This is a genomic window from Pseudanabaena sp. PCC 9330 (assembly GCF_055795045.1).
The window spans coordinates 22,154-29,291 of sequence record NZ_JAYFES010000054.1; the positions used below are offsets into that span (position 1 = coordinate 22,154).

7 protein-coding genes are annotated in these 7,138 nt (G+C 49.7%); 2 read left to right on the top strand and 5 right to left on the bottom strand.

Annotation, left to right across the window (positions count from 1 at the left end; genetic code table 11):
• Together fmt and AC0QKW_RS02300 are read left to right on the top strand one after the other, a co-directional pair.
• Entirely contained in the window at nucleotides 1-996 is a 996-nt protein-coding gene (gene fmt / locus AC0QKW_RS02295; protein WP_473149436.1) for a methionyl-tRNA formyltransferase, read from the top strand.
• Nucleotides 997-1,076: 80 nt separating this feature from the next.
• Nucleotides 1,077-1,895 (top strand): queuosine precursor transporter, encoded by an 819-nt coding sequence (locus AC0QKW_RS02300; protein WP_473149437.1) that lies wholly within the window; start codon nucleotides 1,077-1,079, stop codon nucleotides 1,893-1,895.
• Between the two features lie 236 nt (nucleotides 1,896-2,131).
• Here the strand turns inward: AC0QKW_RS02300 and clpP are convergent, their stop codons facing one another.
• The 5 genes from clpP to rfbC all read right to left on the bottom strand — a co-directional run bounded on the left by clpP (nucleotide 2,132) and on the right by rfbC (nucleotide 6,845).
• Entirely contained in the window at nucleotides 2,132-2,737 is a 606-nt protein-coding gene (gene clpP / locus AC0QKW_RS02305) for an ATP-dependent Clp endopeptidase proteolytic subunit ClpP (RefSeq protein ID WP_473149438.1), read from the bottom strand.
• A gap of 406 nt (nucleotides 2,738-3,143) precedes the next feature.
• Entirely contained in the window at nucleotides 3,144-4,250 is a 1,107-nt protein-coding gene (gene rfbB, locus AC0QKW_RS02310; protein ID WP_473149439.1) for a dTDP-glucose 4,6-dehydratase, read from the bottom strand.
• A 53-nt stretch (nucleotides 4,251-4,303) separates the two neighbouring features.
• On the bottom strand, nucleotides 4,304-5,377 hold the full coding sequence (locus AC0QKW_RS02315; RefSeq protein ID WP_473149440.1) for a glucose-1-phosphate thymidylyltransferase: 1,074 nt from the start codon (nucleotides 5,375-5,377) through the stop codon (nucleotides 4,304-4,306).
• 5 nt (nucleotides 5,378-5,382) lie between these two features.
• Nucleotides 5,383-6,303 carry a dTDP-4-dehydrorhamnose reductase gene (rfbD, locus tag AC0QKW_RS02320; RefSeq protein ID WP_473149441.1) on the bottom strand — a complete coding sequence of 307 codons (921 nt, stop codon included), beginning with the start codon at nucleotides 6,301-6,303 and terminating at the stop codon, nucleotides 5,383-5,385.
• A complete protein-coding gene (gene rfbC, locus AC0QKW_RS02325) occupies nucleotides 6,300-6,845 on the bottom strand; it encodes a dTDP-4-dehydrorhamnose 3,5-epimerase (RefSeq protein ID WP_473149442.1) in 546 nt (181 codons plus the stop codon). Before rfbC ends, rfbD begins: the two co-directional genes overlap by 4 nt.
• Nucleotides 6,846-7,138 lie beyond the last annotated feature (293 nt).

Here is a 7,138-nt window from a genome sequence, read left to right on the forward strand (position 1 = left end):
ATGCGACTTGTCTTTTTTGGAACGCCCCAGTTTGCCGTACCTAGCCTCCAGCGGCTGCAGGCTGAGCCGGGCTTTGACCTGGCGGCGGTGGTCACCCAGCCCGATCGCCGCCGAGGACGCGGCAACAAACTCGACCCCTCGCCAGTAAAACAGGCGGCGGCAGGTTGCCCCATTTTTCAGCCCACCCGGATCAAAAAAGATGAGTCTACCCTGGTAGCTCTAGAGGCGATCGAGGCCGATGCCTTTGTGGTGGTGGCCTACGGGCAGTTACTCTCCCAGCGCATTCTCGACCTGCCCCGACTGGGCTGCATCAATGGCCACGGGTCGCTGCTGCCCGCCTACCGGGGGGCAGCCCCGATTCAGTGGGGCATTGTTAACGGCGAAACCGTCACCGGCATGACCACCATGCAGATGAACCTGGGCATGGATACTGGCCCCATGCTGCTCAAGTCACACCTGCCCATCGGCCTGCTAGATACGGCAGACGATGTGGCCACCGCCCTGGCAGATCAGTGTGCTGATCTGCTGGTGCAAACCCTGCACGGCCTGGCGGCGGGCAATCTCACCCCCATACCCCAAGATGACACCCTGGCCACCTACGCGCCGCTCATTCAAAAAGAAGACTTTGAGCTGGACTGGGAAAAATCTGCGATCGCCCTCCACAACCAGGTGCGTGGCTTCTACCCCAATGGTGTCACCAGCTTTCGCGGCCAACCCCTGAAGGTGATGGCTACGGTACCCCTAGACGAGCCTTACTGGGCAGCACTCCCTCCCGAGCTAGGGGCGCTGCGGGAGACCGTAGGAGCGATCGCCGCTAGTGTCCCAACTGCCTCCCCTAGCACCGTGGTGGGGTTGATCAAGGGCCAAGGCCCCCTGGTGCAGACCGGCAACGGGCTGCTGCTCCTACGCCAAGTCAAACCCACCGGCAAGCAGGCCCAGAGCGGCTCCGACTTTGTCAATGGCAGCCGCCTCCAGATAGGCGAATGTCTCGGCTAAACCATTGCCGCTTAAACTCTGTTGGTAAGCTGAATCAGGGCGATCGCCGGTTCTTCGCCGTCTAGAGAGATACCTCAACCATGAAAACAGAGCTTCTCCCCTCCACGGCAGTGTATGGCCCAGTGCCAGAGCATCTGCAAAATCGCCGCAACCTGGTTTTTTTAGTCCTGTCTGGGCTATTTCTCGGCACCCTCGGCATGCTCAACATTCTCGGCATTAGCCGGTTTGTCAACGTCTTTACCTGGGGCGACTTTGCCGTCACCGTGGCGGTCGGGGTCTTGCCCTACCCCCTAACGTTTTTGTGCACCGACTTGATCTCAGAGCTCTACGGCAAACAGCGGGCCAATCAGGTGGTGTGGGTGGGCCTGCTGCTCAATGCTTGGGTACTGTTTATCGTCTGGCTTGGGGGCATATTGCCGGGGTTTGAGGCCACCGACCCGGCCACCGGAGAGCTGGTGCGCGACGCCGCTGGGCGACTGCCGGTATTTTTTGAAATTCGCAATCTCACCTTCGGTGCGATCGCCGCTTCGATGATGGCCTACCTCACCGCCCAGTTTGTCGATGTGTATCTCTTCCACTTTTGGAAAGAATTGACCAACGGCAAACACCTGTGGCTGCGCAACAACGGCTCTACACTGATCAGCCAGCTGGTCGACACCACAGCGGTGGTGCTAATCACCCACTTTCTGGCCAGGGCCCTACCTATCGAGCCAGGACAAGAGCTATGGCCACAGCTGATTCGGTTTATTGGCTATGGCTACGTGTTTAAGCTCGTCGCGGCTTTACTCGACACCGGGCCGTTTTATCTTTGCGTGTTTTGGCTATCAGACTATCTCGGTCTAGAGTCGCCCGTCCCAAAGCCAAAACGCCCTCGCCTGGGCAGTCGAGGGCCTAATTGAGCCAAAGCCGCAGTGTTGAGAATGTTATCCGGCGTCGGCTCCACATTCTGCGCCGCTCCACAGCCGACGAGGCCGGTCTGCTGCGCCAAGACAAACTCACCTGGGTCACTGCCGCAGTCACCCTCCAAGCAGCTACTGATGACCGTCGAGACCCAGCTCCGCTTCCCCCGCCCTTAGCTACAAAAAATCACCCCCAGATCGCTGGGGGTGATAGGTATCGTCAGTTATTCCTCGGTCTACATGACCGTTAACGGGCGAGACCCAACAGAGGTGCGATCAATTACCTGATCGATCAGACCGTACTCCATTGCCTCATGGGGGCTCATAAAGAAGTCGCGCTCGGTATCTTCAGCAATTTTATCGTAGGGCTGGCCGGTATTGCTGGCCATTGCCTCATTCAGCTGCTTTTTCAGGTAGAGAATCTCTTTAGCCTGGATCTCAATGTCAGTAGCCTGACCCTGAGCACCACCGAGGGGCTGATGAATCATAATGCGCGAATTGGGCAAACTCATGCGCTTGCCCTTTTCTCCAGCGGTAAGCAAAAACGCCCCCATGCTGGCCGCCAGACCCACGCAGATGGTACATACCTGGGGCCGAATATGGTTCATGGTGTCGTAGATGCCTAGACCGGCACTCACTGACCCACCAGGGGAGTTGATATAGAGGTAAATATCTTTGTCAGGATCCTCAGCTTCAAGAAACAGCATCTGAGCCACGATCAGATTCGCCGAGTCGGCAGTCACCTCTTGGCCCAAAAAAATAATGCGCTCCCGCAACAGGCGGGAATAAATGTCAAACGCGCGCTCGCCACGCCCGGATTGCTCAATAACGGTTGGAATCATGAGGATCAGCCACGTTTACTGGTTTATTTGATTCTAGCGAGTTGTGTTCCCCAGGGCGACAGCCGCATGGAGGGATAGCCGAATAATGATGAGGAGCAGCAAGACGCATTATCGATTAACCACAGCCACCTGCCTTGGCTAAGAGGGTGTTTGAAAGGTATGACGGGGTTAAAATCACACCAAGAACCCAGCCAAGGTACAGATCCTAGCAAGATAAATAAGGGCTTCTAAAGTTTCTGGTAGCCATTTGTAGTCTGGCACTGAGCGTTAACATTCCATCAGTCACGCTAAAACACGCTCAACCACTCACTCTTTCCACCAGGACAAACCTTTCGGCTTGCTGAGGTTGAAATACAATTTCGACGCTCCAGCGACGGATATTCATCACCCAGATCATAAAAATATATCAAGCATAGACTGCTTTGTAATATGCCTGATAATCAGGTGACAGCAGCGGTTGCCACCACTCACGGTGAGCAAGATACCACTGAACAGTATTCCGCAAGCCCTCGGCGACTGTGACAGAAGGTGTCCATCCTAATTCCGTGCGAATCTTAGTCGCATCAATCGCGTAGCGGCGATCATGTCCTGGCCTATCTTTTACAAACGTAATCAACTGGCTGGCTGGATAAACAGGCAGGTCTGTTGCTAATTCATCCATAAGATTGCAGATCATGGTGACGAGGTCAATATTTTTGACTTCGTTATTTCCGCCAATATTATAAGTTTCTCCAGGATTAGAACGGTGAATAACGCAATCAATGGCACTGCAATGATCACCGACATAGAGCCAGTCTCGAATATTTTGACCATCTCCATAAATGGGTAAAGGCTTGCCCATTAAAATGTTAATACAAGTGAGTGGAACTAGCTTCTCGGGGAAATGGTAAGGGCCGTAGTTGTTGGAGCAGTTGGTGATCAGTGTAGGCATTCCATAGGTATGGAAATATGATCGCACCAAATGATCACTACCTGCCTTAGAAGCAGAATATGGACTATTAGGAGCATAGGGAGTTATCTCAGTAAACGCGAGATCATTCTCACCTAAGCTGCCGTAGACCTCGTCAGTCGATACATGCAAGAAGCGATCGCTCTCAGGCTTTCCTCGATTCATCCAGTGCTGTCGAAAACTCTCTAACAACGTAAACGTACCCACCACATTAGTACGCACGAAAGCGTCCGGGCCTAAGATTGAGCGATCGACATGAGATTCTGCTGCGAAGTGGGCAACAGTATCAATTGATTCTTCTACCAGGAGTTGATCGAGTAAAGGTCGATCGCAAATATCTCCTTGCACAAACCGGAATTGTGGTGAACCGTGCAAACCCTTGAGGTTGTCGAGATTTCCTGCATAGGTTAAAGCATCAAGGACAATAATGCGATCGTTCGGATAAGTCTCAAACCAGTGATGCACAAAATTAGAGCCAATAAATCCAGCTCCTCCCGTAATCAATATTGTTTTGGAGGTTCTCAGCTCTTGGTAGCTATTTGGTTGCTGATCTGAGGTAGCCATATGTTTAGCTTGTGATATAAATTCAAAAACAAATTCAAGAATACGAGAGCGGCTTAGGCTAGCTCCACCTGACTATCGTCACCTATCATTAGTCTAACTGCCCTCGGCCGTTGAGGTGCTTCTTTAACTTGTGCTCGTTGACCAATTAAGCTATCTACAATCCGTTGGTGAATATCGAGAATCTTAGCCCCCTGGAGTAGGACACTATGCTCTATTTCAGCATTCAACAGCACGGCATTATCTGCAATGCTGCTATAAGGGCCAATAAAGCAGTTCTCAATATTACAATCCTCGCCAATAATGACCGGGCCTCGAATCGTACAGTTCCTGACTTTAGAACGTTCCCCAATTCGAACTCGCCCAATTATCTGACTTTGCTCATCAACATCGCCATTGTTTGCAGCAACAAGACAAGTATCAAGAATCACACGGTTAGCTTCTAGAAGGTCGTCTTTTTTGCCCGTATCAAGCCACCAGCCTTGTATCTGTCTAGCCTCCACTTGGTTATCGTGATCGATTAAATACTGAATAGCATCGGTAATTTCTAGCTCTCCTCGTGCAGAAGGTTGAATATTAGCGATCGCCTCATGAATACTGCTATTAAACAAATAGATGCCAACAAGAGCCAGGTTTGATTGTGGAATTTTAGGCTTTTCAACAAGTCTCAGTACTCTTCCACTTTGATCAATCTCAGCCACACCAAATGCAGTAGGATTTGGCACGGCACATAGCAGCGTAAGTGCATCTAAGTGTTTAGTCTTGAATTCATTCAGAAATATGTTCAAGTCACTTTGAACTAGGTTATCTCCAAGATACATAATGAATGGAGAATCGCCCAAGAATGGTTGAGCTACCTTGACAGCATGAGCTAGGCCTGCCGGTTGCTCCTGAAGAATATAAGAAATGTTGGCTCCAAAACGGTCTCCGTTACCTGTTTTAGCTTGAACTTCAGCCCCCGTTTCGGGGCTAATAATAATGCCGATGTCTGTAATGCCAGCCTTTACTAAATCTTCAATTCCATACCAAAGAATTGGCTTATTAGCTACAGGAACAAGCTGCTTGGCCCCTGTATAAGTCAATGGACGAAGGCGCGTACCCTTACCACCTGAGAGAATAATTGCTTTCATAGAGATTAAATAGGTTTTAGAACTATGGACGACTTGTCAGCTAACTGCTTGAGCATTTGGCGAAGACCTTGTCGCCAGTGCGGAGCATAACAACCCAGCAAAGCAGCTATTTTTTTCCCAGATAGCACTGAGTAAGCTGGCCGAGTCGTTGGAGTTGGATATTCTGCTGTGCTAATCGGGATAATTCGCTGTATCTTAAGTGGAAAACCTAAGAAAGCAGCTTCCTCAAAAATAGCAACTGCAAAGTCATACCAACTAATTGCGCCGCTATTGGTGAAATGGTAAATACCGTTAACTGAGTTCTTGCTAGCAGCACTAAGATCTAGATGGGGAATCAATAGGGCGATTGCTTCTGAGAGATCCACTGTCCAGGTAGGAGAACCAATCTGATCAACAACAACCCGAAGTTCTTCTCTCTCGGCTCCTAGTCGAAGCATAGTTTTCACAAAGTTACCCTTTCCCCCAGCACCATAGACCCATGCCGTTCGGAGAATGATATGGCGATCGCAAGACTTCTGAACCCCCATTTCTCCAAGCAGCTTAGACTTCCCATAAGCCCCGATAGGATGAGGCAAGTCATCCTCTATATACGGTGTATTCTTCTGACCATCAAATACATAATCCGTAGACACATGGAGCAGAGAGGCTCCTATCCGCTGGGCTTCCTCTGCCATTACAGTAGGAGCCGTTCCATTTACGGCGATCGCTCGACTAGGCTCACTTTCGGCCCGATCAACCGCTGTATAAGCAGCAGCATTAACAATAAGATTGGGTTGAATACTCTGAATTATGTGCCGAATGGCACCAATATCTTCTAAGTCTAGGCTATCTCTTCCATAACATATAGTCTCATACTTAGCAGCAAGTATGGGTTGCAAATCCTGCCCTAGCTGGCCATCCTTTCCCACCAAGAGAATACGCGTCATGCATACACCTCTGCATCTTTCAGAAAGACACCCGCTTCATCCTTAGCAGAAAGAATTGGCGATGCGTTTAGATTCCATGCGATCGCTAGACCTGGATCATTCCAACGAATACTGCGTTCATACTCAGGAAAATAATAGTCCGTAGTCTTATAGAGAACCTCAGCCACATCAGAAATCACCAAAAAACCGTGAGCAAAACCAGGCGGAACCCACAGCTGATGCTTACTTTCAGCACTTAACCGATAACTGACCCATTTACCAAAGGTTGGAGAACTGAGTCGAATATCTACGGCAACATCCAGAATCTCACCCACCACTACGCGAACCAGCTTACCTTGTGGCCTCTGAATCTGGTAGTGCAGACCCCGGAGCACGCGTTTCAGAGAGCGAGAATGATTATCCTGGACAAAATCAGCATCTATACTCACCTGGGCACAAAAGCTTCTTCTATTAAAGCTCTCAAAGAAAAAGCCACGCTCATCACCGTAAATATGAGGTTGTATAATCAAGACATCAGAAATTTCAGTCGGAACAACAATCATCCGCGTCCCCATTACCAGATTTCAATTAAAGGAACTACATAGACCCAAAAAATAATCAGCTAACAGATTAGCAAACTTGCGGATAAACAAGAACTACACGCGGTGCATCTCAGCCTTTCAACAAGTACTAATGCACAATCATCAAACCCATGAGAGTCAAGGGTTTTGAAAGGCATCTTACTCTTAGACTTGCAAGGGGTGCATCCCAGTCTTGTAAGTCTAGGGATAAGACGCTGTTCAAAGCCCTTAATTCTCCTATGTTTGATGACTACGTATTTGTACTTATTGCAAAA